The 25239-nt window shown below is 72.0% G+C and carries 27 protein-coding genes and 2 pseudogenes; 12 read left to right on the top strand and 17 right to left on the bottom strand.

Translation table 11 applies throughout. The features are described 5' to 3' along the window. Window positions 1–98: 98 nt before the first annotated feature. A complete protein-coding gene (locus tag AC3EQ1_RS02635) occupies window positions 99–743 on the bottom strand; it encodes an NAD(P)-dependent oxidoreductase (protein WP_432092575.1) in 645 nt (214 codons plus the stop codon). A gap of 23 nt (window positions 744–766) precedes the next feature. Beyond that, a complete protein-coding gene (locus AC3EQ1_RS02630) occupies window positions 767–1519 on the bottom strand; it encodes an MBL fold metallo-hydrolase (RefSeq protein WP_386680108.1) in 753 nt (250 codons plus the stop codon). Between the two features lie 81 nt (window positions 1520–1600). Here AC3EQ1_RS02630 and AC3EQ1_RS02625 point away from each other — a divergent pair, with 81 nt between their 5' ends. Continuing rightward, window positions 1601–2230 carry a winged helix-turn-helix transcriptional regulator gene (locus tag AC3EQ1_RS02625; RefSeq protein ID WP_432092574.1) on the top strand — a complete coding sequence of 210 codons (630 nt, stop codon included), beginning with the start codon at window positions 1601–1603 and terminating at the stop codon, window positions 2228–2230. A gap of 551 nt (window positions 2231–2781) precedes the next feature. Here the strand turns inward: AC3EQ1_RS02625 and AC3EQ1_RS02620 are convergent. Both AC3EQ1_RS02620 and AC3EQ1_RS02615 read right to left on the bottom strand, forming a co-directional pair. Next, window positions 2782–3189, bottom strand: a pseudogene (locus AC3EQ1_RS02620) (YihY/virulence factor BrkB family protein); the annotation flags it as partial. A gap of 417 nt (window positions 3190–3606) precedes the next feature. Next, window positions 3607–3822 carry a hypothetical protein gene (locus tag AC3EQ1_RS02615; protein ID WP_432092573.1) on the bottom strand — a complete coding sequence of 72 codons (216 nt, stop codon included), beginning with the start codon at window positions 3820–3822 and terminating at the stop codon, window positions 3607–3609. A 127-nt stretch (window positions 3823–3949) separates the two neighbouring features. Between AC3EQ1_RS02615 and AC3EQ1_RS02610 the strand changes: the two genes are divergently transcribed. Next, a complete protein-coding gene (locus AC3EQ1_RS02610; RefSeq protein ID WP_432092572.1) occupies window positions 3950–4123 on the top strand; it encodes a hypothetical protein in 174 nt (57 codons plus the stop codon). A 76-nt stretch (window positions 4124–4199) separates the two neighbouring features. Here AC3EQ1_RS02610 and AC3EQ1_RS02605 read toward each other — a convergent pair whose 3' ends face one another. The 3 genes and pseudogenes from AC3EQ1_RS02605 to AC3EQ1_RS02595 all read right to left on the bottom strand — a co-directional run bounded on the left by AC3EQ1_RS02605 (window position 4200) and on the right by AC3EQ1_RS02595 (window position 6992). Then, window positions 4200–5183 (bottom strand): BtrH N-terminal domain-containing protein, encoded by a 984-nt coding sequence (locus tag AC3EQ1_RS02605; protein ID WP_432092633.1) that lies wholly within the window; start codon window positions 5181–5183, stop codon window positions 4200–4202. A 90-nt stretch (window positions 5184–5273) separates the two neighbouring features. Further along, window positions 5274–5537, bottom strand: a pseudogene (locus tag AC3EQ1_RS02600) (IS481 family transposase); the annotation flags it as partial. Window positions 5538–6131: 594 nt separating this feature from the next. Then, on the bottom strand, window positions 6132–6992 hold the full coding sequence (locus AC3EQ1_RS02595) for a 3-hydroxybutyryl-CoA dehydrogenase (RefSeq protein ID WP_432092571.1): 861 nt from the start codon (window positions 6990–6992) through the stop codon (window positions 6132–6134). A gap of 179 nt (window positions 6993–7171) precedes the next feature. Here AC3EQ1_RS02595 and AC3EQ1_RS02590 point away from each other — a divergent pair, with 179 nt between their 5' ends. Further along, entirely contained in the window at window positions 7172–8440 is a 1269-nt protein-coding gene (locus AC3EQ1_RS02590) for a glycoside hydrolase family 10-like protein (protein WP_432092570.1), read from the top strand. Between the two features lie 20 nt (window positions 8441–8460). Here AC3EQ1_RS02590 and AC3EQ1_RS02585 read toward each other — a convergent pair whose 3' ends face one another. After that, on the bottom strand, window positions 8461–8667 hold the full coding sequence (locus tag AC3EQ1_RS02585; protein WP_432092569.1) for a DUF1918 domain-containing protein: 207 nt from the start codon (window positions 8665–8667) through the stop codon (window positions 8461–8463). Between the two features lie 155 nt (window positions 8668–8822). Next, complete coding sequence (locus AC3EQ1_RS02580) at window positions 8823–9719, bottom strand: DMT family transporter (RefSeq protein ID WP_432092568.1); 897 nt, start codon at window positions 9717–9719, stop codon at window positions 8823–8825. On the opposite strand from AC3EQ1_RS02580, the gene AC3EQ1_RS02575 reads away from it, so the two are divergent. Further along, window positions 9718–11172, top strand: coding sequence for an aminotransferase-like domain-containing protein (locus tag AC3EQ1_RS02575; protein ID WP_432092567.1), 1455 nt, complete (start codon window positions 9718–9720; stop codon window positions 11170–11172). The two genes, AC3EQ1_RS02580 and AC3EQ1_RS02575, sit on opposite strands and share 2 nt — an antisense overlap. A gap of 254 nt (window positions 11173–11426) precedes the next feature. Here AC3EQ1_RS02575 and AC3EQ1_RS02570 read toward each other — a convergent pair whose 3' ends face one another. After that, the gene (locus tag AC3EQ1_RS02570) at window positions 11427–12326 is read right to left on the bottom strand and encodes an SRPBCC family protein (RefSeq protein ID WP_432092566.1); all 900 of its coding nucleotides are present in this window, start codon (window positions 12324–12326) and stop codon (window positions 11427–11429) included. Continuing rightward, complete coding sequence (locus AC3EQ1_RS02565) at window positions 12323–12706, bottom strand: ArsR/SmtB family transcription factor (RefSeq protein WP_432092565.1); 384 nt, start codon at window positions 12704–12706, stop codon at window positions 12323–12325. Before AC3EQ1_RS02565 ends, AC3EQ1_RS02570 begins: the two co-directional genes overlap by 4 nt. A 202-nt stretch (window positions 12707–12908) precedes the next feature. Here AC3EQ1_RS02565 and AC3EQ1_RS02560 point away from each other — a divergent pair, with 202 nt between their 5' ends. After that, window positions 12909–13217, top strand: a complete 309-nt coding sequence (locus tag AC3EQ1_RS02560) for a DUF4326 domain-containing protein (protein WP_432092564.1) — start codon at window positions 12909–12911, stop codon at window positions 13215–13217. Between the two features lie 34 nt (window positions 13218–13251). Here the strand turns inward: AC3EQ1_RS02560 and AC3EQ1_RS02555 are convergent, their stop codons facing one another. After that, window positions 13252–13815, bottom strand: coding sequence for a helix-turn-helix domain-containing protein (locus tag AC3EQ1_RS02555; protein WP_432092563.1), 564 nt, complete (start codon window positions 13813–13815; stop codon window positions 13252–13254). Window positions 13816–13864: 49 nt separating this feature from the next. On the opposite strand from AC3EQ1_RS02555, the gene AC3EQ1_RS02550 reads away from it, so the two are divergent. Both AC3EQ1_RS02550 and AC3EQ1_RS02545 read left to right on the top strand, forming a co-directional pair. Beyond that, window positions 13865–14620 (top strand): AzlC family ABC transporter permease, encoded by a 756-nt coding sequence (locus tag AC3EQ1_RS02550; RefSeq protein ID WP_432092562.1) that lies wholly within the window; start codon window positions 13865–13867, stop codon window positions 14618–14620. Then, on the top strand, window positions 14617–14925 hold the full coding sequence (locus AC3EQ1_RS02545) for an AzlD domain-containing protein (protein WP_432092561.1): 309 nt from the start codon (window positions 14617–14619) through the stop codon (window positions 14923–14925). The genes AC3EQ1_RS02550 and AC3EQ1_RS02545 overlap by 4 nt, the downstream gene beginning before the upstream one ends. A gap of 13 nt (window positions 14926–14938) precedes the next feature. On the opposite strand, the gene AC3EQ1_RS02540 is transcribed toward AC3EQ1_RS02545, so the two are convergent. From AC3EQ1_RS02540 to AC3EQ1_RS02525, 4 genes are all read right to left on the bottom strand, one after another. Next, window positions 14939–15547 (bottom strand): GOLPH3/VPS74 family protein, encoded by a 609-nt coding sequence (locus AC3EQ1_RS02540; protein WP_432092560.1) that lies wholly within the window; start codon window positions 15545–15547, stop codon window positions 14939–14941. A 383-nt stretch (window positions 15548–15930) separates the two neighbouring features. Beyond that, window positions 15931–17376 (bottom strand): glyceraldehyde-3-phosphate dehydrogenase, encoded by a 1446-nt coding sequence (locus AC3EQ1_RS02535; protein ID WP_432092559.1) that lies wholly within the window; start codon window positions 17374–17376, stop codon window positions 15931–15933. A gap of 188 nt (window positions 17377–17564) precedes the next feature. Beyond that, a complete protein-coding gene (locus AC3EQ1_RS02530; protein WP_432092558.1) occupies window positions 17565–18308 on the bottom strand; it encodes a VOC family protein in 744 nt (247 codons plus the stop codon). A 74-nt stretch (window positions 18309–18382) separates the two neighbouring features. Beyond that, entirely contained in the window at window positions 18383–18862 is a 480-nt protein-coding gene (locus AC3EQ1_RS02525; protein WP_432092557.1) for a MarR family winged helix-turn-helix transcriptional regulator, read from the bottom strand. Between the two features lie 81 nt (window positions 18863–18943). Here AC3EQ1_RS02525 and AC3EQ1_RS02520 point away from each other — a divergent pair, with 81 nt between their 5' ends. Next, on the top strand, window positions 18944–19315 hold the full coding sequence (locus AC3EQ1_RS02520; RefSeq protein ID WP_432092556.1) for a VOC family protein: 372 nt from the start codon (window positions 18944–18946) through the stop codon (window positions 19313–19315). A 343-nt stretch (window positions 19316–19658) separates the two neighbouring features. Here AC3EQ1_RS02520 and AC3EQ1_RS02515 read toward each other — a convergent pair whose 3' ends face one another. After that, window positions 19659–20564, bottom strand: a complete 906-nt coding sequence (locus AC3EQ1_RS02515) for a GNAT family N-acetyltransferase (RefSeq protein WP_432092555.1) — start codon at window positions 20562–20564, stop codon at window positions 19659–19661. Between the two features lie 370 nt (window positions 20565–20934). Between AC3EQ1_RS02515 and argC the strand changes: the two genes are divergently transcribed. Genes argC through AC3EQ1_RS02495 form a run of 4 tightly spaced genes read left to right on the top strand, consistent with a single transcriptional unit; the run spans window position 20935 to window position 25239 of the window. Then, window positions 20935–21963, top strand: coding sequence for an N-acetyl-gamma-glutamyl-phosphate reductase (argC, locus tag AC3EQ1_RS02510; RefSeq protein WP_432092554.1), 1029 nt, complete (start codon window positions 20935–20937; stop codon window positions 21961–21963). After that, on the top strand, window positions 21960–23132 hold the full coding sequence (gene argJ, locus AC3EQ1_RS02505) for a bifunctional glutamate N-acetyltransferase/amino-acid acetyltransferase ArgJ (protein WP_432092553.1): 1173 nt from the start codon (window positions 21960–21962) through the stop codon (window positions 23130–23132). The genes argC and argJ overlap by 4 nt, the downstream gene beginning before the upstream one ends. Then, window positions 23129–24049, top strand: coding sequence for an acetylglutamate kinase (gene argB, locus AC3EQ1_RS02500; protein WP_432092552.1), 921 nt, complete (start codon window positions 23129–23131; stop codon window positions 24047–24049). Before argJ ends, argB begins: the two co-directional genes overlap by 4 nt. After that, window positions 24046–25239, top strand: a complete 1194-nt coding sequence (locus AC3EQ1_RS02495; protein WP_432092551.1) for an acetylornithine transaminase — start codon at window positions 24046–24048, stop codon at window positions 25237–25239. Before argB ends, AC3EQ1_RS02495 begins: the two co-directional genes overlap by 4 nt.

The raw sequence follows: 25239 nt of genomic DNA, 5'->3' as shown, positions 1-25239 counted from the left end.
TCATAGGTGGTCGCTCGTGAAACACTCGGCCGCCCGGCGGCCCACCTGCGGCAATCGATGAATCGGGTTTGCCGGCCGGCGGCGTCGTTGCTCATGGCTCAGTACGCCACGGTGATGCGGCGGCGGATCGCGGTGCCGCTCTCGATCGTGTCGGCCAAGGCGATCGCGTAGTCGGCGTACGAGATACGGCTGTTGCCGTCGTCGTCGGTGAGCAGGGTGTCCCCGGCGCTGCGGTAGGCCCCGGTCCGCTCGCCCGCTCCGATGGCCGCGGCGGGCGACACGTACGTCCAGTCGAGGTCGTGCACGCCGCGGTAGAGGTCGAGCGCTTCGGACTGGGCCTCGGCGTTGGCCTTCCACAGCGCGGGGAAGTCCGGGTCGTCCATGACCCGGGCACCGGTCGGCGTGCGCAGGCTACCGGCACCGCCGATGGTGACCAGGCGGGTGACGCCGGCTCGGCGGAGTCCGTCGATCAGCGCACGGGCGGCACCGACGATCGTGGCGCGGTCGTTCTCCTGGCCGATCCGGGGGCCGACGGCCGACAGTACGGCGTCGTGGGAGGCGGCGAGGCCGGCGACCGCCGCGGGGTCGGTGACGTCACCGGTGGTCACAGTCAGGGCCTTGTGCTCGAGGCCGTCGACGTGGCCGGCTCGGGTGACCGCGGTGACGGTGTGGCCGCGACGCAGTAGTTCCTCGGTGGTGGGCCGGCCGATGTTGCCGCTGGCACCGAACAGGACGATCTTCATGTGTTGCTCCTTGTTTCTGATGGTCAGAGGACGGGCTGGCCGTCGGCGATGATGGCCGCGGTGATGCCGCGCTCGTCGGCGGCGTGCTGGAAGCGCTGCTCGATGTCGGGTTGTTCGGTGTAGAACGGCGGGTTGTGGAACAGGCCGTAGTGCATGGCGCAGACGGTGCCGGCGCCGAGTGCGACGGCGGCCTCGACGCCCTGCTCGGGGGTCATGGTCGCCGGGACGTTGGCCGCGTAGCCCTCGAAGTGGGCTATGACGCCGTTGACCGGGACGAACGCGACGTCGAACGGGCCGTGGTCGCGGGCGATCTGCCACCAGCTGCCGTGCCACTGGGTGTCGCCGCAGTGGATGACCCGCCGGCCGGTGCCTTCGACGACCCAGGCGACCTGGTCACAGTCGTTGCCGCGCCAGTCCAGCGAGGTCACCGGGGTGACGGTCAGCTCTCCGATGCGGCGTGACTGGCCCAGGTCCTGGGCAACGGGGGTGATGCCCACCTCGTGCAGCGCCGCCGCGCTCGGGGTGTGGCAGCCGATCGTGCCGGTGGCCGCGATCCGGGCGATCAGGTCGTGGTCGTAGTGGTCGGGGTGCAGGTGGGTGATGAGGGCGTGGGTGCCGGGCGGGGTGTCGACCGGGTCGACCGGCCGGTGCGGCGGCCCCATCACCGGCGCCAGCGGAGCGACGTTCTCGAGCGGGTCGATCAGCAGGCGGGTGTCGCCGAGACGGATTTCGACGCCGGCCCAGGCCAGCCGACGCACGGAAAGGGTGGGGGTCATGGGCAGCGACGCTAGACCGACGTTGTTGAGAAAGTCAACAAGGGAGTTTTGAATCTCAACACCACGATGTAGGGTGGTGGCATGCGCACCTACGGGCAGTACTGCGGCATCGCGAAAGCACTGGACACCATCGGCGACCGATGGACCCTGCTGATCATCCGCGAACTGCTCGCCCTGGGTCCTTGCCGGCACACCGACCTGCGCAACGGGCTGCCCGGGATCGCCAGCAACCTGCTGGTCGACCGGCTCCGCGAACTCGAGGAAGCCGGCCTGATCCACCGCGAGGCCGCCCCGCCGCCGGTGGCCACCACCCTGTTCTCCCTCACCGAGCGTGGCCGCGCGCTGGAGCCGGTGCTGCGGGAGCTGAGCCGATGGGGAATTCCGCTGTTGCGTGAGCCGGCCGGCAGCGACACCTTCCGCACCCATTGGCTGGACATGCCCGCCCGGGCACTGACCGACCACCGCCCCGACCAGCCGGCAATCGCCCTGCAACTGCACGCCGACGGCAACGAAGACCTGGTCATCGAAGTCAAGGACGGCTCGGTGCACACCCACGCCGGCCGGGTCGACCACCCCACCGCGTCCCTGACCGGACCGCCGCACCTGCTGGCCGCGACCCTGCTCGGCGACCTCGATCTGAGCGCCGCAGTACAGCGAGGCCTGCGGCTCAGCGGCGAACACGAGGCAGTACTGCGCATCCTGCCCCGCTGAACGACCGGCCGCTCGCGAGACTGCGACCTCAAGCTCTACCGAGTCTGCGCCGGTCTCAAAAACAGTCCATTACTGGGGTAGTGGGCGCCGGTGTGCAGGCGCTGGACGGCGATCATGGTCGCCGGAACGGCCACGGCCGCTCCCCACAGGGGGGAGCGGCGGGCGACCGCAGTAGCGAAGCCCAACCGCGGCGGCGGTGTGGCCGGAGGGAAAAGAAGAGCTCTCCGGCCGGTCCCGGACTGCCTGGCTGCCGACCAGGCGCGCCGGTGGCCTGTGCCGCTGGAGGAACTGCTTGGCGAAGGCGTCGGCAAGCAGCTTCGCCAGCCCCATGCAGGCCAGGCCCCGGAGCGCCGCGGTGCGCTCGGCCGGGCCGCCGACAGCCCCCATGACCGCTGCCGTCCCCCACCACAGCCTGGTCCCCTTGGCCGCGGCTCCCACGGCGGGCAGCACCCTGCGGGCCGGCGGTGAGCTCCAGGAAGCGATCCGGCGGACCTGCCGCTGCTCCCAGTGGTGCGCGCGTTCGAGCATCGCGGCGGTCCCTTCGCGCCGGTTCAGAGCTTCCGGGTGTCGCGGGGCTCCGCGTAGGGCTCCTCGTCGGGTGGGTGGCCGGTGTCGATGGCGCGGCCGCGTTCGAGCTCCGCGTTGAATTCCAGGCCGAGCAGGACGGCGATGTTGGAGATCCACAGCCAGATCAGGAAGATGATGACGGCCGCGAAGCTGCCGTAAGTCTTGTCGTAGCTGCCGAAGTTCGCCACGTAGACCGCGAATCCGGCCGAGGCGATGAGCCAGATGGCCACGGCCACGAGGCTGCCGGGCGTGACCCAGCGGAAGCCGCGTTTGACGTTCGGGGACGCCCAGTACAGCAGGGCCAGGATCAGACTGAACAGCAGGACCATCACCGGCCACTTCGCGATGTTCCACACCGTGACGGCCGTGTCGCCGACCCCCAGGAGGGCTCCGGTCCGCCGGGAAGCACCCTCATCCGGTGTCTCTCGCGCCATGCTTCTCCACCTGCTTGCCCACCGTGCCGAGACCTCGGGCCCTCGGGCACGAGGCAGGGGTCCGGAGGGCGGATCGCCGGCTGGGGCCGTTCCCCGGACCGCAGGCGGCGCTCGGCCGCCGACATCGTTCCCGGGCCGGTGCTCACAGAACGCATCTTCCTCATGCCCGCCTGCCACCGCATCCGGAGCCGGCCCCGAGCGGGCCCGGGCCCGGCCTGTGGGGAGGGCCCGGCCGGGTGAAGAATGGGCCTGCCACGGCGGGGGGTGACGAACCTCGGCCGGGGGCTGGGGAGAATGTCCGTCAGCAGGTGCTGTCGACGCGTGCCACCTGCCTTTCCCGCGCCCTTCCAGCGGGCGGAGGCCCCCAGGCCCAGCTCACCCTGGGGGCTCCTGGGCTGCCGACGGGAGCCCACGGCTCACCAGGCGCAGCCGCATCTCCTCGCAGGGCACCCGAACCTGCGTGTCGTCCTCGGTAAGGAAGACGATGTCCTCCCCCTCGCCCCAGAGGGGCCGGGGGCAGTGCACCCGGAAGGTTCGCATCCGCTCACCGGCGGGGTCCCAGTAGGTGATCTCGTAGACGTAGACGCCCATCCGGTCCACCTTCCACCCCCCATGGTCCCTCCCCTCCGCGTGCACGGTTGGCCCGGTGGCGTGGACACGGGGCGAGACGGGGTCTTATAGGGGCTGCCCAGAGCGGGGACGGGAGTAGATCGGGAGTATGAGCAAGAGCTACCACCCGGGCGAGAAGGTCCCTCAGAGCGGCATCTACCGTTGCGACTGCAGTGAGGAGCACCAGTACAGCACCGATGTGAAGGGCAACACCTTCCCGCCCTTTCCCTCCGGCTGCCAGGGGACGGCATGGATCCTTCGGACGCCTGCCCACCCTGCCTGAGGTCGCCGCCGTCCGGGCTGCCCCACAGCACGCCCCGTGGCGCCCGTCCTGCAGAGACGCCGACGACCCCTCCTAGCTAGAGCAGGCTGAGTGCCTGCATCGCATCGCGTTCGATGCGCGAGAGCTCGTGGAGGACGGAGCCGGCCTGCGCGAGGTGCTTCGCGTCGCCGGATTCGCCTGCTGTTGCGATGAGTCCGGCCACCCCTGTCCAGAGGGTGGCGGCCTCGGTATACAGGCTGTGGCCGGTGCGCAGGTGGCTGCTGTCGATCAGCTGGGTGCACTCGGCGAGGAAGTCCCGGTAGAGATTGCGGAACAGGGCGCCGCCGGTGCCGGCCTTCTCCATGAGGACGGCGGCTCGCGGCAGGTCCTCCTGCGGATTGTCGCTGCGCTGCGGCCACTTCGGCACTTGCTTGGCGGTCTTCTCGATTCCCCGGTGGCCCAGGTTCGCGATGGGCGGGTTCAGGAAGGCGTCGGCGCAGGTCTTGATCGCGAAGATGATCTGGTCCTGCGGTGACGTCAGGCTGTTGGGCGCTGTGATGGTGAAGGAGCGGTGCTTGGCGGTCATGGGGCCGCGCTCGGCTCTGGCCCTGGCCAGACTGGCGAGGCTGGTGGAGACGGCTCCGCCCTGCGGGGTTGTGTCCACCAGGTACGCGTCCTGTTCGTCGTAGCCGTACATGGCCACGACGTGCCCGCCGAAGTGCACCCTGGTGCTGAAGTAGTCCAGGTGGTAGCTGTCGAGCTGAAGGCCGACCGGCCGACCGGCGTCGATGGATGCCGCCACGTTCTGCCATGCCTTGCGCGGGGAGGCGGTCTCCTCGACCAGCAGCCCAAGCCCGAGTGCGGCGGCCAGGTTCCGGGTGAGTTCGAACGGCTTGACCCGGCCTCCCAGGAAGGGAAAATCCATGCCTTTGCTGTCCCAGTAGACGAAGGAAAGCCCGGAGCCGAGCCCGAACAGCATGGGCTCGGACAAGTCGAGTCCCTCATGCCGCAGCAGCACGCCCAGCGTCGTAGTCTCGCAGTGCTGCATACCGCGGACATCGATGTCCTTCACCATGGTCATGCTGCTCATTCTCCTCCCTCACCTGACGACAACGTCGCAGATGGGCATGCCAGACCACCGCTTCCCAGACAAGATCCGTCGGACAGGGGCCTACCTGTATTGACCCGCAGGGTTGTTGACGCGGCTGATGGGCGGGTGTCCGTCGAGTGCGGTGTGGCAGCGGTGGTGGTTGTAGGTGTGGAGGAAGTCTGTCAGGGCCTGGGTCCGCTCGGTGTTGGTCTGGTAGGGCCGGATCTTCTTGTGGGTGATGCCGGCAGCGGTGAGGGTCTGGGTGAACAGCTTGGACTTGTAGCAGGCGCCGTTGTCGGTCAGGACGCGTTCGACGGTGATGCCGTGGGCGGCGAAGAAGGCGTTCGGGAGACACCCAGTTCGGCGGCGACGTGCGCGACGGGACGTCCCGAACAGACACGTTGGACCAGCAGCCGCCTGCCATGAACGGTCAGCCGGGCATTACGGTGGGACGCGAAGACCTCCGTTGTGGTGAAGCCTAGACACCTCCACCACACCGGAGGTCTTCGCCATAGATCAAACCGAGCCAGCTGTTGACAACGCTCGTGATCAATACACCTAGATCGCGGATTCGAGTCTCGTCGCCTGCACGGCCGATGCAGGCTCGACCACCCTGGTCGGGCCGCTCCGAACCAGGCACTCCCCAGGGATTTCTCGGGGACTTTCGGCTCTGTCTCAGGGACTTTTCAGGGACTTTCCGCTGAGTAGGAGGGCAAGGCCCTGACAGCTCTGAAAGACTCAAATCTCCAGGTCAGAGCCGGTTTTCTGCCAGTGGACGACGCTCGCCGAGTCGTATCCCGCGCCGAGCGTGCCCCGCCGCGCGAGGACGCGCGGACGGGGGCTCGGCAGCACCGTACGGCCACCCGCACGCGGCGCCGCCGTAGGCGCTGTCCTGGGTGAAGTCGCCCTTGAACAGCGCCGGTTGGCTGCGTCGCCGGACTACCCGTAGGGGTAGAAGCCCGAGCCGGACTTCCGGCCCAGCCGGCCCGCGTCCACCATCCGCGCGAGCAGCGGGGGAGCGGCGTACAGCGGCTCCTTGTACTCCTCGTACATCGAGTCCGCGACGGAGGCCACGGTGTCCAGGCCGATCAGGTCGGAGAGCTTCAGCGGGCCCATCGGGTGGGCACAGCCCATCTCCATGCCGTTGTCGATGTCCTCGCGGCTGGCGATGCCCGACTCGAACATCCGGATCGCGGAGAGCAGGTACGGGATGAGCAGGGCGTTGACCACGAAGCCCGACCGGTCCTGGGCGCGGATCGCGTGCTTGCCCAGCACGCCCGTGACGAGCTCCTCGGCCCGCTTGATGGTCTCGTCGCTCGTGGTCAGTGCCGGGATCAGCTCGACCAGTTTCTGCACGGGCGCCGGGTTGAAGAAGTGGATCCCGATGACGTGGTCCGGCCGCGAGGTGGCGACGGCCAGCTTCACCAGTGGGATCGAGGAGGTGTTGGAGGCGAGGATCGCGTCCGGGCGGGTCACCACCTGATCGAGAACCTGGAAGATCTCGGTCTTGACCTGCTCGTTCTCGACGACGGCCTCGATGACCAGGTCCCGGTCGGCGAACTCCCCCAGGTCGGTGGTGAAGCTCAGCCGGTCCAGCGCCGCGTCGCGCTCCTCCTCGGTCATCTTGCCGCGCTCGGCGGCCTTGCCCAGGGAGTTCGTCAAGCGGGTGCGGCCTATCTCCAGGGCTTCGCCCGTGGTCTCGGCGACCATGACGTCCAGTCCCGAGCGGGCGCACACCTCCGCGATGCCTGCGCCCATCTGGCCGCAGCCCACCACTCCGACGCGTTCGATGTCGGTCACATCGTGCCTTTCGCTGTTCTTCTTCGGCCGGCCGGCGTCCCCTGCTCCCGGCCCTCGTCACAGGTCCGGGCGCCCGCCTCGGCCTCAGACGTTACTCCGCGCCCTCCTGTGCCGAGCGGGCCGGGGCGGGCATGCTGAGCTCGTACGACGGGACGTACCCATTCAACAGGGGGCGACAAATGCCGCGTATCACCCGAAGAGGGTTCACCGCAGTCTCCGCCGGATCGTTGTCCGCGCTGCTCACCGCGGGCAGCTCCACCGCGTACGCCATCGGCCCCGGTCACCGTCCGCAGCGCCGCACCGGGGCGGCGGGCCGCCCGGGCCGCCAGTTCCGGGGCATGTGGCTGGCGACCGTCGCCAACCGGGACTGGCCGTCCCGGCCGGGCCTGACCGCCGCCCAGCAGCAGGTCGAACTGACCGGCTACCTGGACGTCGCCGTCCAGCGGCGGCTGAACGCCGTCGTCCTCCAGGTCCGGCCCACCGCGGACGCCCTCTGGCCGTCCCCCTACGAGCCCTGGTCCCAGTACCTCACCGGGCAGCAGGGCCGGGACCCCGGCTGGGACCCGCTGCGCTTCGCGGTGTACGAGGCCCACCGGCGCGGCCTGGAGCTGCACGCCTGGTTCAACCCCTACCGGATCGCCAACCACACCGACCCGACCCGGCTCGTCCCCACCCACCCCGCGCGGGTCCACCCGGAGTGGGTCGTGCCCTACGGCGGCAAGCTCTACTACAACCCGGGACTGCCCCAGGTCCGGCGCTTCGTGCAGGACGCGATGCTGCACGCGGTACGGCACTGCGCCGTCGACGCCGTGCACTGGGACGACTACTTCTACCCCTACCCCGTCGCCGGCCAGGTCTTCGACGACGACGCGGCCTGGGAACGGTACGGCGCGGGCTTCCCCGACCGGGCCGCCTGGCGCCGCCACAACATCGACCGCCTGGTCCTGGAGACCGCCTTACGGATCAAACGGCTCAGGCCCCGCACCCGGTTCGGCATCAGTCCGTTCGCCGTCTGGCGCAACCGCGCCACCGACCCGGCCGGCTCCGACACCCGGGCCGGGGTGCAGACCTACGACGATCTGTACGCCGACACCCGCCGGTGGGTCCGCGCGGGCTGGATCGACTACGTGGTGCCGCAGGTCTACTGGAACATCGGCTTCGCCGCGGCCGACTACGCGAAGCTCGTCCCCTGGTGGTCGGCGACCGTCGACGGAACCGGAGTGGACCTCTACATCGGCGAGGCCCTCTACAAGGCGGGCGACCCGGCGCAGCCCGCGCCCTGGCAGGACCCGGCCGAACTGTCCCGGCACCTCACCTTCGACCGGGACTGGCCGCAGGTGCGCGGCCATGTGTTCTTCTCCGGCAAGGAAGTGGCCGTCGACCGGATCGGGGCGATGGCCCGGGTGGTCGCCGACCACTATCCCGCACCGGTGCGCCCGCCGGGCTGAGCCGGCGGGCGCGGGGAGGCTCAGCGGCCCGGGTGGGGCGCGCCCTTGTGCCGTACGACCGAGTCGGGGCCGGGGGAGACCAGGCACTCCTTGCCGTCGTCCTCGAAGCGCACCCGGTACGGCGGCTCGCCGTGGTCGCCCAGGACTTCGACGATCTTCGCTTCCCGGTCGTGATGCCCGACGGTCCGGCCGTGCACGACCAGCATGTCGCCTTTCTTGGCTTCCATCTACGGGACCTCCAGTGCGGGGAGGGGCGCGCCTGCGGGGCGGAATGCTCGGAATGCGGCGCTTCGTGCCGTCAAGTCTACGGGCGGGAGCGCGCCCTGCATCCCTGTGCGGGGAGCATCTCCGCGCGGGCGGGGCCTCCCTGCGTGTGCGGAGTTCAGCTCCTCGCGCGCTGGGTGACCGCGATGCACACCAGTACGGCGAGTGCGGTGAGCAGGGCGGCGGGGGTGAGGTGTTCGCCCAGCAGCAGCACGGCCCAGACCAGGGTGAGCAGGGGCTGGGCCAGCTGCAGCTGACTGGCCCGGGCCACGCCGATCTCGGCCATGCCGCGGTACCAGACCACCAAGCCGAGGAACTGGGAGCCCACGGCGAGCCAGAGCACCCCGGTGACGGCGTGTGCGGTGAGCCGGACGGGTTCCACGGAGACGGCCACCGCCGCGACCGGCGCGGCGAGCGGCAGGCACAGGACGAGGGCCCAGCCGATGACCTGCCACCCGGGGAGGTGCCGGGCCAGCCGGCCGCCCTCGGCGTAGCCCGCCGCGCACACCAGGAGCGCCGCGAAGAGGTAGAGGTCGCCGCTGGTCGGGGTGCCGCCGCTCTGCAGCAGCGCGTACCCGATCACGACGGCCGCTCCGGCGAGGGCGGCCGCCCAGAAGGTGCGGGAGGGCCGTGTGCCGGTGCGCACGGCCGAGCAGGCGGCCGTGGTGAGCGGGAGCAGCCCCACGACGACGGCGGAGTGCGAGGTCGACGAGGTCTGCAGGGCGAGCGTGGTCAGCAGCGGAAAGCCGATGACGACGCCCGCCGCCACGACGAGCAGCCCGGCCACGTGACGGCGCTCGGGGAACGGAACGCGGAGCGCGAGGAGGCTGCCGCCCGCGATGAGGGCGGCGAGCGTGACGCGGAGCGTCGTCACGGTCCACGGGCCGAGGCCCTCCAGCGCCCAGGCGGTCGCCGGGAAGGTGAGGGAGAAGGCGCCCACGCCGAGCGCCGCGAGGGCGGTTCCGCTCCCGGCCGCTATCGTCAACGGGGCAGTAGCGCTATCCTGTGCTGTCATGCAAGAGCGTAGCAGTGTGGCCGACCTGGCCAGAAACCTGCGGGACGAGGTCAACCGCTACTCGCCCGGTGAGAAGCTGCCCTCCAGTCGCGCCCTGGTGGACCGGTTCCGGGTGAGCCCGGTGACGGTGGCCCGGGCCCTGGCGGTCCTGGCCGCCGAGGGGCTCGTCGTCACCCGTCCGGGGGCCGGGGCCTTCCGCGCCCGGACGCCCGACCGGCCCCCGCAGCCGGGGGACACCTCCTGGCAGGAGCTCTCGCTCAGCGCCGAATCCGCGGCGGCCTCCGGAGAACCCGTGCCCCGGGCCGTGGACGCCTCGGGAGTGCTCGCCACCCTCGCGACACCCCCGGCCGGCGCCATCGAGTTCAACAGCGGCTATCTGCACCCCGCCCTGCAGCCGGAGCGCGCACTGGCCGCCGCCCTGGCCCGGGCCGGCCGCCGACCCGGGGCGTGGGGCCGCCCACCGGTGGAGGGGCTGGCCGACCTGCGGGAGTGGTTCGCGCGTGAGATCGGCGGCCCCGGCGGCCCCATCGGCGCCTCGGACGTCCTGGTCACGGCCGGCGGCCAGAGCGCCCTCACCACGGCGCTGCGCGCGCTGGCCCCGCCCGGTGCGCCCGTGCTCGTCGAGTCGCCCACCTACCCCGGGATGCTCGCCGTGGCGCTGGCCTCGGGGCTGCGCCCGGTGCCGGTGCCGGTGGACACCGAGGGGGTGCGGACCGATCTGCTCGCGGAGGCCTTCCGGGCCACCGGCGCCCGGGCCTTCGTCTGCCAGCCGCTCTTCCAGAACCCCACCGGCGCCGTGCTGTCCCCGCCGCGCCGGGCCGAGGTGCTGCGGGTGGCGCGTGAAGCGGGCGCCTTCGTGGTGGAGGACGACTTCGCGCGCCGGCTGGCCCACGAGGACGCCGGACCGCTGCCGCCCCCACTCGCCGCGGAGGACCCGGACGGCGTCGTGGTCCACCTCCGGTCGCTGACCAAGGTGGCCTCACCCAGCCTGCGCGTCGGCGCGCTCGCCGCGCGGGGCCCGGTGCAGTCCCGGCTGCGGGCGATCCAGGTGGTCGACAGCTTCTTCGTCCCCCGGCCGCTCCAGGAGGCGGCCCTGGAACTCGTCGGCGCCCCGTCCTGGAGCCGTCACCTGCGGACCGTCGCCGCCGAACTCCGCTCCCGGCGGGACGTGATGGCCGCCGAACTCCGCCGCCGACTGCCGGGCCTCACCGTGGACCACGTCCCCTCCGGCGGCTACCACCTGTGGCCGCGGCTGCCCGACGGCACGGAGGAGGGTGCGGTCACCGGCGCCGCGCTGCGCGCCGGGGTCGCCGTGGCGCCGGGCAGGCCGTACTACGCCGCGGAGCCACCGGCGCCCCGGCTGCGGCTGAGCTTCGCCGGGGTGGCCGGCCCGGCCGAGATCGCCGAAGGGGTGACCCGGCTCCGTACGGCGTGCGCGGAGGCGGCGGTCTGACACCGGGCGCCTCTCGCACCGGCGGTGCGGAGCCGGTTGGTGACGCGAGCCCGGCACCGGGTGCGGGCCTTTCGCCGCTCGCCCCGCCGGTGGCCGGCCGCACCCCGGTGCCCGGCCCGGTGGTCGGCCGCGCGAGGCCGGTCCGGTCGGTTCCGTCGTGGCCGGTCGGGTCCCGGGGCGGTTCCGTCGGGGCCGGTCGGGTCCGGGGCCGGTTCCGTCTGGGCGCGGTTCCGTGGCGGTCGGTTCCGTGGTGGTCAGGGCAGTTCGCGCAACTGCGCCGCCAGTTCGGCGATGCGGCGGCGCCAGGCGGCCAGGGCGGTGCCGCGCTCGGTGTCCGCCTCCTCCGGCCCGGTCTGGGTCAGCACCAGCCGGGCACCGTGACCGGTGCCCGGCGAGAGGTCCCAGCGGACCCGGCCGGCCGTGCGGCCCGCCGACTGCCAGGTGTACACGAGGACGGCCGGCCGCTCGGCCGCGGTGACCTCGCCCGGCGGGATGTCCTCGGCGGTGAACCCCCGCGGTACCGGGCCGCCGACGGCCGGCTCCGGGGCGTCCGTTCGGCTCCCGCCGGTCAGCAGCGTCCACACGGTCTCGGCGGGCCGGGTCAGCTGGCGTTCGAAACGTACCTGCCAGCCGTCGGCGGTCTCCTCGGCGGAGCCCGCGTCCAGGCCGAAGCGTTCGATGTACGCGTCGTGCGACTCGGCGCTGGGACGGCGCACTTCCGGAGGGGCGCCGTCCAGCTCGGCGCTCAGGGCGTCGAGACAGACCTGCCAGCCGCTGGCGTAGCTCGCCGCCGCGAACCGGTCGTCGAAGACATGGGTGAAGACCAGCACACAGCCCTCTCCCTCCGGGTGGAGCTCGAAGCGCACCAGGTCCTCGCTCTCCCGGGCCATCCCCTCGGGTGCGCGCTGGCTGAAGGCGAAGCGCCGCGGCGGGTCCAGTTCGGTGATCACCGCGTCCATGACGGTGCCCCGGCCGTCGTCGAATGCGATCAGGCCGCCGAGGCGCAGATCGAGTTCGGTGGCGGTGAACGGGTACCACCGGCTGAGGTGTTCCGGTTCGGTCAGGGCGCGCCACACCTTCCCGGGCGGGTGGGCGAGCCGCCGCTCGATACGCAGCGCCGGGCGCCCGTCCGCCGTGGTGAGGGTCTCGTTCATGACTGCTCCTTCCGGTCGTGGCCCGGCCGGTGACCGCCGGGCGGGCCGGCGCCGGGCGGGGCGTCCCCCGGCTCGTCCGGCATGGTGTCGAGATGCCGCTCCAGGGCGTCGAGCCGCTCCGCCCACAGGCGCCGGTACGGAGCGAGCCAGGCGTCCAGCTCCGCCAGCGGCTCCGGACACAGCTCGTACCAGCGGCGCTGGGCCTCGGCGCGGACCCGTACCAGCCCTGCCTCGCGCAGCACCCGCAGATGCTTCGAGGTGCCGGGCTGACTCAGCCCGAGGTGTTCGGTCAGCTCCCCGACCAGGCGGGGACGGTCCAGAAGCAGATCGAGGATCTGCCGACGGGCCGGTTCGGCGAGGACATCGAAGGGCGGGGACACCTCTCGAACATACTTCCCTGGTTATATAGCCGCAAGGGAATGCATGGTCCAGGCGCCGTGCCGCCTTCCCGCAGGCCGGTCGTCCGGTCGGCCGCACGAGGCGAGGGGTGAGGCGGGGCGGCGACGGCGGTCCGAGCGCCCGCCGCCCCCGCTGCGTCCGCCTGGCGCTGCTCCGCGCGGGCGGAGGCCGGAGGATGGGGATATGCGCAGGACCACCGTCGTCAATCTCAAGGGCCACCGGGACGACCCCGACTACGCGGACGTGGTGTACGTCGGCCGCGCGATGCACCGCGGCGGCTGGCACCTGGAGGGGTCACCGCTGGCGAGCCCCTTCCGTCCGGGGCCGGACGGCACCCGGGAGGAGGTCCTCGAGCAGTACCGGGCCTACCTCCTGGAACGCCCCGACCTCCTCGCCCTGCTCCCGGAACTGCGGGGCCGCAGGCTGGGGTGCTGGTGCGTCCCGCTGCCCTGCCACGCCCAGGTCATCGCGGAGCTCGCCGACGCGGAGTGACGCACCGCGGGCGATCCGGTGATCAGCGGTGTTGTCAGCTGTGCTCCATCGCGAGCAGCAGGGAGGTGCCGGGTTCGAGGGCCCGGCAGAGGTGCGGCACATCGCCGGGGTAGGCCATGTAGTCGCCCGGCCCCAGCTCGACGGGGTCGTCGTCGGGGCCGATGAGCGCTCGCCCGGAGCAGATGACCGCATGCTCCATCGTGCCCGGCATGTGCGGGTCCGAGCTGCGTGGAACGCCGGGCTCCACACGTACCAGGTACAGATCGCGGCGCGCGTTCGGCGGGCAGGACGACAGCAGCGTGGCCACGTAGTCGGACCGCTCGGACGGTACGGCGACGCCCTCGCCGTGGCGCAGCACCGTCACCCGCGGGCGCGGCGGATCGACGAGCCGGCTGAACGGCACGTCCAGGGTGACGCTCAGCGCCCACAGCGTCTCCACGCTGGGATTGCCGGTGCCGGACTCCAGGTGGGAGAGCGTGGACTTGGCGATGCCGGCCCGTTTGGCCAGCTCGGACAGGGACAGTCCGGTGCGCCCGCGCTCCCGGCGGATCGCCGCCGCGATCTTGTCCAGCGGGGGGCGGGGGGCCTGCTCCACCATCTGTTCGCTCCATCGGTCGCTGCGTTCGGCTTGACGAACAGTCTGCCAGGTGTTCACCATATCGGCCATGCGTTCGTTCTGGCGAATACTCGAACCCCCGCTCCTGCGTGACATCGGGCTGGTGTGTCTGGCCGACGGGGTGGTCGGGGTGTCCTTCGGCGCGCTGGCCGTCTCCGGAGGCGAGCCGCCCTGGGTCCCGGTGGTCATGTCCCTGGCGGTGTTCGCCGGTGGCGCCCAGTTCGCGGCGCTCGGTGTGGTGCTGGGCGGCGGGGGAGCGGTGGCCGCCGTGGTCATGGGGCTGGTGCTCAACGCCCGGCTCCTGCCGTACGGATTCGCGGTCGCCGATGTGCTGGACCTGCGCCGGCTCGGGCGGTGGTCCGCCTCCCATCTGCTGATCGACGAATCCGTGGCCTTCGTCATGGCGGAGCGCGACCCGGCACGCCGCAGGGCCGTCTACCTCACCTGCGGAATCCTGATGTTCCTGGTCTGGAACCTCGGCACGGTGCTGGGGGTGCTGGCCGGCGGGGTGGTCGGCGACCCGGCCGCCCTCGGTCTGGACGCCGCCTCGCCCGTGGTCCTGCTGGCGCTGGTGCTCCCGGCGCTGCGCGATCCGGTGGCCCGCGGCGCGGCGCTGGTCGGCGCGGTGGTGGCCCTGGCCGGTACGCCCTTCCTGCCGCCGGGGGTACCGGTGCTGCTGGCGCTGACGGGCCTGATGGTGCTCGTCCGTTCCGGCACGGGGGACGGGTCCGGCACAGGGGACGAGCCCGGCACGGGAGACGGATCGAAGGAGGTGAGCCGGGCATGACGCCATGGGCCGTCCTGGTGCTGGCCGTCGGAACGTACGCGCTCCGCATGGCCGGACCGCTGTCGCACGGTCGGTTCGAACCGTCCGAACGGGCCCGGCGGATGCTGACGGTGTCCGCCACCGTGCTGCTCTTCGCCCTCGTCGCGACCTCGGCCGTCGCCGACGGACAGAGCCTCGCCGGGTGGGCCAGGCCGGCCGGGGTCCTGGTGGGCGGCGCGCTCGCGCTGCGGCGGGCGCCCTTCCTGGCCGCCGTGGTCGCGGCGGCGGCCACCACCGCGGTGCTCCGCTGGTTCGGCGTGTCCTGAGGGGCCGTTCACGTCACGGGCCGCGCCAGACGTTGTCGAACGCCGCGTCCTCGATGGCCCGCCGCTGCCGTACCGCCTCCAGCTCCCGCAGGGCGTCGTGGACGCCGGCCAGCACGGTCACCACTGCCTCGTCGGCCGTGCTCAGGGAGTCCTCGGCCGGCTCGTCGCGGATTCCGAGCGCTGCCCCGAGGGCGGCGAGGACGGGCTCGTCGGAGGCCCAGCGCTCCGTCGCCTGCCGGTGCTCGGGGGTGTCGGCCGCCAGCGTCCGGCCGGCCCGGAACGACAGCCCGCGGCGGCGCTCCCGGGTGAGCTGCCCGTCCGCTTCCAGGGCGGCCACATAGGCGGCGTGCAGACCGCGCCCCCGGCGCCACAGCCAGTCGTCGACCGACTCGTACGGCGCCTCCCGGACAAGCGAGTCCGCCGCCTCGTCCAGCAGCCGGTCGGCCAGGGCCGGCCGGTGGCCGCCCGGCACGATGCGGTCGTCGTCCAGGGTGACGGCCCCCGCTCCGAGCAGGTCGATCACCTCGGCTCCCGCGAGCGCCAGCGACAGGTCGCCCTGTTCTACGGGGCGGCGAGGCTCCTCGTCCATGGCGGCGATCGAGAGGTCGCGCGGTGTGGTCATCGAAGACTCCCCGTCGGAGGCGGCGGTGGCGGCGCGTCGCCGCCTGCGGTCCGGCACCCGGGGGCACCGAGCCCCCTGCTGCTTCTCCGAGCCTACGGAGCACGGGTGACACCTGCCATACCGCACCGGGCCGGCCTCCGCCCGTGCCCCGGCCCGACAGCTCCGGGGTGCGCCGCGCCGCTCCTTACGAGGGCGGCTCCGTGCCCGGGCCCGTTCATCGCGGCCGGCCGGGGGGAGCCGTCCGGCAGCCGTCGGCGCCCGCGGAACGGCCGGGGCCGCAGCCGGAACATCCCGGCTGCGGCCCTGGCGCGTACAGCAGTTGGCTGCTCATCCACCGCTTCGTCCGCGGCTTTGTCCGCGGCGGTGGAGAGCAGGGTGCCCGATCAGACCTCCGGGACGGGGAAGGTCGGGTACTCCACACCGGACACGTGCTGCACCACGCGGATGACCTGGCAGGAGTAGCCGAACTCGTTGTCGTACCAGAGGTAGAGGATCGCGTTGTCGCCGTCGACCTTGGTGGCGCCGGCGTCCACGATCGAGGCGTGGCGCGAGCCGATGAAGTCGCTGGAGACCGCGTCGGGGGCCGTGGTGAAGTCGATCTGGCGCTTCAGCGGCGAGGTCAGCGAGACGTCGCGCAGGTGGTCGAGGACCTCCTGGCGGGTGGTCTCGCGCCCGAGCCGCAGGCTGAGGATCGCGATCGAGACATCCGGCACCGGGACCCGGATCGAGCTGCCGGTGATCGGCGCGTCGAGGTCGGGCAGCGCCTTGGCGACGGCGGAGGCGGCGCCGGTCTCGGTGATGACCATGTTGAGCGGCGCGGACCGGCCGCGACGGTCGGCCTTGTGGTAATTGTCCAGCAGGTTCTGGTCGTTGGTGAACGAGTGGACGGTCTCCACGTGGCCGCGCAGCACGCCGTACTCGTCCGCCATCGCCTTCAGCGGCGGGACGATCGCGTTGGTGGTGCAGGAGGCGCAGGACAGGATCTGCTCGTCCGGCTTGATCGTGTCGTGGTTGACGCCGTGCACGATGTTCGGGACGTCGCCCTTGCCCGGGGCGGTCAGGACGACCTTGTCGATACCGGGACGCAGGTGCGTCGACAGGCCGGCGCGGTCGCGCCACTTGCCCGTGTTGTCGATGAGGATGGCGTTGTTGATGCCGTACGCCGTGTAGTCGACCTCGGACGGGTCGTTGGCGTAGATCACCTTGATCTCGTTGCCGTTGGCGACGATCGTGCTGTTCGCCTCGTCAACGGTGATCGTGCCCTGGAACTGGCCGTGGATGGAGTCGCGGCGCAGCAGCGAGGCGCGCTTGACGATGTCCTGCTCGCCGCCCCCGCGGACGACGATGGCGCGCAGCCGCAGGCCGTTGCCGGAGCCGGCCTTCTCGATGAGGAGGCGGGCGACGAGGCGGCCGATGCGGCCGAAGCCGTAGAGCACGACATCGCGCGGCTCGCGGCGCTCGATCCTGTTGGCGCCCGTGGCACCGGCGACGGCCTCGGCGGTGAACTCCTCCACCGTCAGACCGCGGTCGTCGGCCCGGTAGGTCTCGGCGAGCAGGCCGAGGTCGATCTGGGAGGGGCCGAGATCGAGCGCGGTCAGCGCCTGGAGGAACGGCAGGGTGTCGGTGACCGAGAGTTCCACGCCGGCTATCTGACGGGCGAATCGGTGGGTCTTGAGGATGCTGACCACCGACTTGTTCACCAAGGAGCGGCTGTGGAGCAGGACCGTGATGTCCCGTTCCCGGTGCAGCTTCCCGATGATCGGGATCATCGACTCCGCGATCTCCTCGCGGTTTTTCCAGTTGGTGAACGAGTCCTCGTTGACAGTCACAGGCGTATCTTTCGAGCTAGGCGGTGCTCATATGCTAGCGCCACGCTATCCGGGGCCGTCACGCGGTGCCGCGGGGGTGGGTGCCGCGGGGCCGGGGTGCAGGTGGGGGCGGGTGGGATGCCGCGATCGGGGCCGGTGCGGCGCGGCCGGGGGAGCCGGGACCGGCTCCCGGTCGTCGAAGCTCCGCGTCAGGACCGGCCGAGGACGCAGAACTCGTGGCCCTCCGGGTCGGACAGGCACCGCCACGAGACGTCGCCCTGGCCGAGGTCGAGGTCGGTGGCGCCGAGGGCCCGCAGCCGGGTCACCTCCGCCTCCTGGTCGTCACCGGGGTACGGCAGCAGGTCGATATGGGCGCGGTCCGGCACGGTCTTCGCGCCGGGCGCGCGGAGGAACTCGAGATACGGGCCGACCCCCTTGGCGGACCGCAGCACCGCATGGTCGTCGGTGACCTCGTGCAGGCTCCAGTCCGTCGCCTCGCCCCAGAACCGGGCCATGTCCCGCGGATCCACGCAGTCGACCATCACCCGGGCGATCGGCCCGGTGTCCCGGTAGAGCTCCCGAGGCTCCAGCACACAGAACTCGTTGCCCTCCGGGTCGGCGAGGACCGTCCACGGCACGTCGCCCTGGCCCACGTGGACGGGCGTCGCGCCGAGCGCCTTCAGGCGCGCGACCAGCTCCGCCTGATGGGTCGGGGAGGTGGTGGCGAGATCGAGGTGCACACGGTTCTTCGTCGGCGTCTTGGGTTCCGGGACGGCGACGACGTCGATGCAGACGGCGACCGGGTCCGGCCAGACGTAGCCGTCGCCGGGTTCGACATTGGTCACTCCGGGACCCTCGCTGGAAACACCCCAGCCGAGCGCCTCCGCCCAGAACCGGCCGACGGCCGAGTCGTCAAGAGCCTTGATGTTCACCTGAACAGGTCGCAGAGCCATGCCGGCGATCTTATGCAGCCGCCCTGCGGCGACGCGGGCGATATCGCCGAACAGAGATCAACTTCCGGGCTCCGTCACGCCGGCTCGGCGGGTCGGTCCTCCAGAGCGGCTGCGATGCGGTCGAGGTCGGTGAGGAGCGTCGCCACGCGCTGGGGCGGGATCGCTTCGACCATGCGTTCTTCGACGGCGTACACGGCGGCCTGGACCGCGGCGAGACGCGTGTGGCCCTCTTCGGTGAGCCGGGCGGGCCGGGCCCGGCCGTGATCGGCGGTGGCGGGGCGGGTGAGCAGTCCCGCGTCCTGCAATCCCCGCAGGACGACATTCCCGGACTGCCGGCTGACGAAGGTCGCGCGGGCGAGGTCGGCGTTCGACATGCCGGGGTGCAGGGCCAGCAGTTCGAGGGTGGCGTACTGCGGCACGGTCAGCCCGTGCTCGCGCAGAACCTTGTCCATGGCGCCGCGCAGGGCGGCCTGGGCGCGCTTGAGCAGATACCCCACGTGGTGGGTGACGTCGTCCGCGGGACGGAACGGCTCCGTCGGCACACTCTCGTTCATGTCAATATTTTGACATAGTCGAGCCCGGCGCCCTAGGCTCCCCTATGTCAAAGTCCTGACATAGAAGAGTGAGGGAAGCTCGTGTCATTCGCCATCGACGGCCCCGACTTCGTCGCCCTGCAGGTCCACGACCTGGAAGCCGCGGCGTCCTTCTGTGAGCAGCACCTGGGGCTGCGCCGGGCCGCGGTCTCGCCCCCGCATGCGGTCGTGTTCGACACCGAGCCGACCCCGTTCGCCGTCCGCGAGCTCCTTCCGGGTGTCGACCTCGCCGATGTCCCGCGGCCGGGACTCGGTGTGGTGCTCTGGTTCCGGACTCCGGACGCCCATCGGCTCCATGACCGGCTCGTCGCCGCCGGCGTCAAGATCCTCGAGCCGATGGCGGACAGTCCCTTCGGGCCGAAGTTCTCCTTCGAGGGTCCGGAGGGGTACGTGCTCACCGCGCACGGCGGCTGACCGGAACCGCCGCCCTCCCCTCGGGCGAACGCTCGGTCACGCCCGGTTCGGCTGGGCGCTTCGCCTGGGCGGTCGGGACGGGGAGCGCGCCCGCACGGTTCGGCCTGCCTCGCTGCCAGCACCCAAGGGCGTCCAACACCTTCTGCGGACCGCCTTCCGGGCCCCGAGCGAGAAGAACGACCCTCTCCCCCCCATGGGCTACGTCACCGCGCCCTTCGGCGCGGACCGCCGGGCGGACGGGGGTCGGCGCGGAGGCCGACCCGTACGACCGCAGCGCGCCGGTCCGGCGGGGCGGGCCCGCTGGGGACGGGTGCGGGAGGGCGACGCGGTCCTGAGGGCTGTGTCATGAAGTCGGTGCCAGGCCCGCGGGTGTCCTGATGGCCGGGCGTGTGTAGGCGTGGAGCAGGTCGGTCTCGGCGAACCCTGCCCGGTCGTAGAGTGCGCCGGCGGCAGTGCGGTCCTGCACCTCCTGGGCGGTGGCCTCGTCGGCGTCGTCGAGAAGCAGGATCACCTGCGTCGCGCCCAGATCCCCGAGCGTTTCCAGGGCGCTGCCCAGGAGCCGACGGCCGAGCCCGCGAGCGCGCGCATGCTCCTCCACGCCGATCCACCACAGGGCGCCGCAACCGTCCCAGGTGCCGATCAGCGCCTCCGCCGTGACCGCCCCCGCCTCCCGAGCGATCAGATAGCGGGAGAACGGGTCATCGTCCGTTCCCGGCCCGACGGTCACGCCGTCGGCGCGCGGCAGCTCTGGGGCCGGCAGTCCCCGGTGCAGGTAGCGCCATCGCCGCTCGCCCACGAACCCGGACCGCTCCAGCGCCGTGCGGGTGGCCGGACGGTACCCCACCGGTAGCGCCTCCAGGCCGAGCGTCAGTGCCGAGGTGAGGTGGAAGGCGTCCACGGCGCGGGGGGCGAAGGCGCTCGTGGCATGGTCGATCAACGCGCGGGCGACCACCGGGTTCTCGTGGCAGTGTGCCCACAGGATCAGCCCGGTGTCGTCCTGGCGCCGCAAGGCGTAGGAGACGATGCCGAGCACCTCCCCGCCGGGGCCCGTGGCCACGTCCGTCCTCGGTGCGTCGAGCTCGGCCCACCAGTCGATGTCGGCCCGGGAGCGGCCGACGAGAGCCTCGGCGAGCATGGCGGCCGTAGCCCGTGGTTGCCCCGGCATCCGGTCGGCGTTGATCAAATCCAGAGCCGCGGACTCGTCCGCGGGGCCGTAGGGCCGTAGGGCGACCTCCGTGAGTAACGGCATGGCTCGGAGACTCCTGGTGAAGGGGGATGGCCGGTCTGTGCTGCCGCCCATCCTCATCATGGTCACCGGGATCGAGCAACGGGTTCTCGCTCAGGGGCGGTTGTGGCCGAGTGGCCCCACCCGCGCAACGTGGTGGAACGGTGCTTCAGCCGACTCCAGCAATGGCGCGGCATCGCGCCCGCTACGAGAAGACCAGCGAGACCTGCAAGGCGGCGGTCCACCCTCGCATTGCTCCTGATGTGGGCCTGACGCTTTGGCCGACAATTCCCAGCGGGTGTGATGGCGGCCCCCGGCCCCGAGGGGTCATCGCATATTCATTGCATAAAGCTGCCGCGTTCCGTATAGTCATGCCATCGATGAGGAGGTTTCGATGGCAGTGCGGGCAGCGGTGGCCGGAGCGAGCGGATACGCGGGAGGGGAACTCCTGCGCCTTCTGCTCGGGCACCCGCAGATCGAGATCGGCGCCCTGACGGCGAACTCCAACGCAGGTCAGCGGCTCGGCGCCGTCCAGCCGCACCTGCTGCCGCTCGCCGACCGGGTGCTGGAGCCGACCACCGGGGACACCCTCGCCGGTCATGACGTGGTCTTTCTGGCGCTGCCGCACGGGCAGTCCGCCGCCGTCGCCGAGCAGCTCGGCGACGAGGCGCTGATCATCGACGTGGGCGCGGACTTCCGGCTCGCGGACGCGGCGGACTGGGAGAAGTTCTACGGCTCCCCGCACGCGGGCACCTGGCCCTACGGCCTCCCCGAGCTCCCCGGCGCCCGCGCCGCGCTGCGTGGCACCCGCCGCATCGCGGTCCCCGGCTGCTATCCGACCGCCGTCTCCCTCGCGCTCTTCCCGGCGTACGCGGCCGGGCTCGTCGAGCCGGAGGCCGTGATCGTCGCCGCGTCCGGCACCTCCGGCGCGGGCAAGGCGCCCAAGCCCCATCTGCTGGGCAGCGAGGTCATGGGCTCCATGAGCCCGTACGGGGTCGGCGGCGTCCACCGGCACACCCCCGAAATGATCCAGAACCTCTCCGCGGCGGCCGGTGAGCCGGTCTCGGTGTCCTTCACCCCGACCCTCGCGCCGATGCCCCGCGGCATCCTCGCCACCTGTACGGCGAAGGCGAAGCCCGGCACGACCGAGGCGCAGCTGCGCGAGGCGTATGCGAAGGCGCTCGCCGACGAACCGTTTGTGCACCTGCTGCCGGAGGGCCAGTGGCCGTCGACCGCCGCGGTGTACGGCTCCAACGCGGCGCAGCTCCAGGTCGCCCTGGACGCCGCGGCGGGCCGCGTGGTCGTCATCGGGGCCATCGACAACCTGACGAAGGGCACCGCGGGCGGCGCGGTGCAGAGCATGAACATCGCCCTCGGACTCCCCGAGGACCTGGGACTTTCCATGATCGGAGTCGCACCGTGAGCGTCACGGCAGCACAGGGGTTCACGGCGGCGGGCATCGCCGCCGGAATCAAGGAGAACGGTGGTGCGGACCTGGCGCTCGTCGTCAACACCGGGCCGCGCCGGGCCGCCGCGGGCGTCTTCACCTCCAACCGCGTCAAGGCCGCCCCCGTCCTCTGGTCCGAGCAGGTCCTGAAGGGGGGCAGGGTCTCGGCGGTGGTCCTCAACTCCGGCGGCGCCAACGCCTGCACCGGCCCGCTCGGCTTCCAGGACACCCACGCCACCGCCGAGAAGGTGGCCGACGTCCTGAGCGGGAGCGATCCGGAAGGGCACGGCGCGGGCGAGATCGCCGTCGCCTCCACCGGCCTGATCGGCATCCGGCTCCCGATGGACAAGCTGCTGCCGGGCGTCGAGAAGGCCGCGGCGGAACTCTCCGCACACGGCGGCGAGAAGGCCGCCATCGCCATCAAGACCACCGACTCCGTGCACAAGACGGCCGTCGTCGAGTCCGCGGACGGCTGGACCGTCGGCGGCATGGCGAAGGGCGCCGGCATGCTCGCGCCCGGCCTGGCCACCATGCTCGTCGTGCTCACCACGGACGCCGACGTCGAGGCCCCCGGCCTCGACCGGGCGCTGCGCGACGCGACCCGGACGACCTTCGACCGGATCGACTCCGACGGCTGCATGTCCACCAACGACACCGTGCTGCTGCTCGCCTCCGGAGCCTCCGCGGTCACCCCGGGGCAGGACGAGTTCGCCGAAGCGGTGCGCGCCGTCTGCGACGATCTCGCACGCCAGCTCATCGGCGACGCCGAGGGCGCCTCCAAGGACATCCGCATCGAGGTCGTGGGCGCCGCCACCGAGGACGACGCCGTCGAGGTCGGTCGGTCCATCGCGCGCAACAACCTCCTCAAGTGCGCCATCCACGGCGAGGACCCCAACTGGGGCCGGGTGCTGTCCGCCATCGGCACAACCTCCGCGGCCTTCGACCCGGACCGGCTCAACGTCGCCATCAACGACGTCTGGGTCTGCCGCAACGGCTCGGTCGGCGAGGACCGCGACCTGGTCGACATGCGCTACCGCGAGGTGCGCATCACCGCCGACCTGGCCGAGGGCACCGCGTCCGCGGTCATCTGGGCCAACGACCTGACCGCCGACTACGTCCACGAGAACAGCGCGTACTCCTCATGACCGCACGCAAGCACACCGCACTGCCCAAGGCGCAGATCCTCATCGAAGCGCTGCCCTGGCTCACCCGGCACCACGGCAAGACCGTCGTCATCAAGTTCGGCGGCAATGCCATGGTCAACGAGGAGCTGAAGGCCGCCTTCGCGCAGGACGTCGTCTTCCTGCGGCACGCCGGGCTCAAGCCCGTGGTCGTCCACGGCGGCGGACCGCAGATCAGCGCCCACCTCGACCGGCTGGGCCTGGTCTCCGAGTTCAAGGCCGGGCTGCGGGTCACCACGCCCGAGGCGATGGACGTCGTCCGGATGGTCCTCGCCGGCCAGGTGCAGCGGGAGCTGGTGGGCCTGCTCAACCAGCACGGCCCGCTCGCCGTCGGCATCACCGGCGAGGACGCCCACACCATGACCGCCACCAAGCGGTACGCCGACATCGACGGCGAGCAGGTGGACATCGGCCGCGTCGGGGAGATCGCCGACACCGACACCGGAGCCATCCGGGCGCTCCTGGAGGACGGCCGGATCCCCGTCGTCTCCTCCGTCGCCCGCAGCGCCGACGACGGCCACGTCTACAACGTCAACGCCGACACCGCCGCCGCGGCGCTGGCCGCCGCGCTGAAGGCCGAGACCCTGATGGTCCTCACCGATGTCGAGGGCCTCTACGAGGACTGGCCGAACAGCGACGACGTCATCAGCCGGATCGACGCCGCCGAGCTGGAGAAGCTGCTGCCCGACCTGGCGAGCGGCATGGTCCCGAAGATGGAGGGCTGTCTGCACGCCGTGCGCAACGGCGTCAACACCGCCCGGGTGATCGACGGCCGGGTGCCGCACTCGATCCTGCTGGAGATCTTCACCGACGAGGGCATCGGCACCATGGTCGTGCCGGACGGCACCACCGACGACACCGAGGCCGAGGGGGCGTCATGACCAACCAGGAGCTCACCCAGCGCTGGCAGGGCGCCCTGATGGACAACTACGGCACCCCGCGCGTGCCGCTGGTCCGCGGCGAGGGGGCCACCGTCTGGGACGCCGACGGCACGGCCTACACCGACTTCGTCGGCGGCATCGCCGTCAACGCCCTCGGACACGCCCACCCCGCGGTCGTCCAGGCCGTCTCCGACCAGATCGCCACCCTGGGCCATGTCTCCAACCTCTTCGTCGCCGAACCGGTGGTCGACCTGGCGGAGCGGCTGATCGAGCTCTTCGGCCGCCCCGGGCGGGTCTACTTCTCCAACTCCGGTGCCGAGGCGGTCGAAGCCGCGATCAAGATCGGCCGCCGGACCGGCCGGACCGGGATGGTCGCCACCACCGGTGGTTTCCACGGCCGCACCATGGGTGCCCTCGCCCTGACCGGCCAGCCCGCCAAGCAGGACCCCTTCCGGCCGCTGCCGGGCGACGTCACCCATGTGCCGTACGGGGACGCCGACGCGCTGCGGGACGCCGTCACCACCGACACCGCGTTGGTGATCATCGAGCCCGTCCAGGGCGAGAACGGCGTGATCGTGCCGCCGCGCGGCTATCTGGCCGCGGCACGGGAGATCACCCGGGCCACCGGAACGCTCCTGGTGATCGACGAGATCCAGACCGGCATCGGCCGCACCGGCCACTGGTTCGAGCACCGGGCCCAGGGCGTCGAGCCCGACATCGTGACCCTGGCCAAGGGCCTCGGCGGCGGCCTGCCGATCGGCGCGACCGTCGCGTTCGGGCCGGCCGCGGAGCTGCTGACACCCGGTCAGCACGGCTCCACCTTCGGCGGGAACCCGGTCGCCTGCGCCGCCGCGCTCGCCGTCCTCGACACCATCCGCGACGAGGGCATCCTCGACCGGGTGAAGCGGACGGGCGAGCGGCTGCGCTCCGGCATCGAGGCGCTCGGCCACCCGCTCGTCGGCCAGGTCCGCGGCGCGGGCCTGTTGCTGGGTATCGTGCTCACCGAGTCCGCTGCGCCGCAGGTGCAGCGGGCGGCACAGGACGCCGGTCTCCTGGTGAACGCGATCGCACCCGATGTGGTGCGGCTGGCACCGCCGCTCATCCTCGGCGACGACGAGGCGGACGCGTTCCTCCGGGCCCTCCCGGCCGTCCTCGACGCCGCACACGGGGACCGACGATCCGGAGAATGA

This window comes from Streptomyces sp. bgisy100 (assembly GCF_057709105.1).
The sequence above is the reverse complement of the archived record's forward strand: the minus strand, read 5'-3'. Positions and strand labels throughout refer to the sequence as shown.